Genomic DNA, 2283 nt, shown 5'->3' on the forward strand with positions numbered 1-2283 from the left:
GACCTAATCAGGGGGAGTCGACACGGGCATCTAGATGGTGATCGTGCATTGGTGCGCGTGGCGGCGGTGCTGCAGCGCTGTGCTCGGCGTGACACGGATTTAGCAGTCCGTTACGGGGGCGATGAGTTTGTGCTGGTGTTACGCGATACCGATGCTGAGGGTGCTCTGCGGGTGGCCCGGGGTGTGATTGACGGCGTGGCTGCTCTGGCCCTAGCGTCGCCGGATGGCGCGAAGGTTGGTGCTAGCGTCGGTCTGGTAACCCGGGTGCCGGGTAAAGCGGCGGATTGTCCTGACTGCCAGACGCTGTTGCGTCTGGCAGACGATGCCTTGTATCAGGTCAAGGATGCCGGCGGTGGCGCACTGGTCTGTGCCTGATCTGTTGTTCCTCATTTGTTGCGTAGATTATACAGAGCTGCGCCGAGCCGTTCGATGCGCTCGCTCGATTCTTTGATCAGCACACCGATTTCTGCCGCCGAGGCGGATGACTGTTGAGCCAGCTTGCGCACCTCGTCGGCCACCACGGCGAAGCCGCGACCCTGCTCACCGGCGCGGGCGGCCTCGATCGCCGCATTCAGGGCCAGCAAGTTGGTTTTTTCGGTGNAGTTGGTTTTTTCGGTGATGCTGTTGATACTGCCAACGATGTCCGCCACTTTGCGACTGGATTCTTGTACAAGCCCCATTTCATGCTCGGTGACCTTGGCTGCCTCGTGCTGAGCGTGCTCGTCTGTGCCGTAGCTGACGATCTGACGCACCTGTCCTTCGGCGTCGGTGATTGGGCAGAGCGTACCCTTGAATTGAATTGGCTTGCCGTTGACATCGGGTACAGCAAATTCGCCGACGAACTGCTGGCCTGCGAGCAGGCTGCGGAAAGCCTCACTGCTGATCAAGTTGCGCAGGTTGTGGTTGCATGCCAGCAGTTCCGCTTCGTTGCTATGGGCAAGGTGCTGGAGCATGTAGCTGTTAGCTTTAATGAGACGCCCGTCGCTGCTCCATTCGGCCACTCCATTGCTGACGCCGATGGCAGAGAAGCGTTTTTCGGCCTCGATAGCGTGTTGCTTGCTGCTGGTAATATTGGCCTGGATCGAGATGAAATGGGTTAGTTGGCGCTGTTCGTTGAATACTGGATTGATCGCCAGTGAGACCCAGTAGGGGTCGCGTTGTTTATTGTAGTTGAGAATTTCGCTGTAGAAGGGGGAGTGATTTTGCAGGTGCTGACGAATCTCGGTGACTGTCTGCATGTCGGTACCCGGCCCCTGCAGGAAGTCGCCGGGTTTTTTCCCCCTGAGTTCCTCAAGTGTGAAGCCTGTCAGTGTTGTAAAACCTGAATTGACGTACTGCACCCTTCCCTGCGGGTCGCTTATGATGATCGAGTTGCTGGTTTCGTTGGCAACCAGTGACAGCAGTTCGAACTCCTGCTTGCGTATAATTTCAGCGGTAATATCACTGGCAAACTTGATGACCTTGACTACCTTACCGTCAGCATCGAGGATTGGGTTGTAGGTAGCGTGTATCCACACGGTACTACCATCTTTGGCCAGACGTGGGTACTCCGCGGTTTGGAAGTGACCGTGGCGTAACTGCGCCCAGAAGTCGGCATAGGCTTGCGAGCGTGCTTCTTGGTCACTCACGAACATGCGGTGGTGTTGGTCGCGAATCTCCTCCAGCCGGTAGCCCATTAATTGCAGGAAGTTGCGGTTGGCATAACGGATAATGCCGTCCGGGGTAAACTCAATTACTGCTTGGGCGCGATCGATGGCGGCCATCTGCGATTCCATGTCGGCCCGTTGGTTAACTTGGGCCGTGATATCGCTTGCGAACTTGATGATGCGCACCACCCGGCCGGCGCGACGTATCGGTGTGTAGGTGGCCTGAATCCAGACACGACGACCGCTTTTACTGACCCGCTGGAATTCACCGCTTTGCGCTTTGCCCGCTCGCAGGGCTTCCCAGAAATGCCGGTAGTCGCTACTGGCAGCTAGTTCCGGCTCGACAAACAGCTGATGGTGTTTGCCACGCACCTCGTCCAGTCGGTATTCCATCAACTGCAGGAAAAGGTCGTTGGCGCGAACGATATTGCCGCGAAGATCGAACTCGATCACTCCTTGGGTGGCCTCTATGGCCTGCAGTGTGTCACTGGCCCTGCGAAATGCCGACAGATTAAACATGCTTAACCCTCTGTTGTCCGTTAAATTCGGATGTATTACCTCGGGGGACGTCTTGAAAATTCTTACAGACCGCGCAAAAAAAGGCTATCAATGCTGGGCGGTTGCAGGAGCTGAGTGC

Annotated in this window: 2 protein-coding genes; one reads left to right on the top strand and one right to left on the bottom strand. The window is 56.5% G+C overall.

Annotated features, from left to right (window positions below):
* Positions 1-375, top strand: a 375-nt coding sequence (locus C2846_RS18390) for a GGDEF domain-containing protein (protein ID WP_131038245.1), incomplete at its 5' end; no start/stop codon positions are given.
* Between the two features lie 11 nt (positions 376-386).
* On the opposite strand, the gene C2846_RS18980 is transcribed toward C2846_RS18390, so the two are convergent.
* On the bottom strand, positions 387-2165 hold the full coding sequence (locus C2846_RS18980; RefSeq protein ID WP_119702185.1) for a PAS domain-containing methyl-accepting chemotaxis protein: 1779 nt from the start codon (positions 2163-2165) through the stop codon (positions 387-389).
* Between the last annotated feature and the right edge of the window lie 118 nt (positions 2166-2283).

The sequence above is a fragment of the Pseudomonas jilinensis genome, assembly GCF_003586265.1.
GTDB classification, from domain to species: domain Bacteria; phylum Pseudomonadota; class Gammaproteobacteria; order Pseudomonadales; family Pseudomonadaceae; genus Halopseudomonas; species Halopseudomonas phragmitis.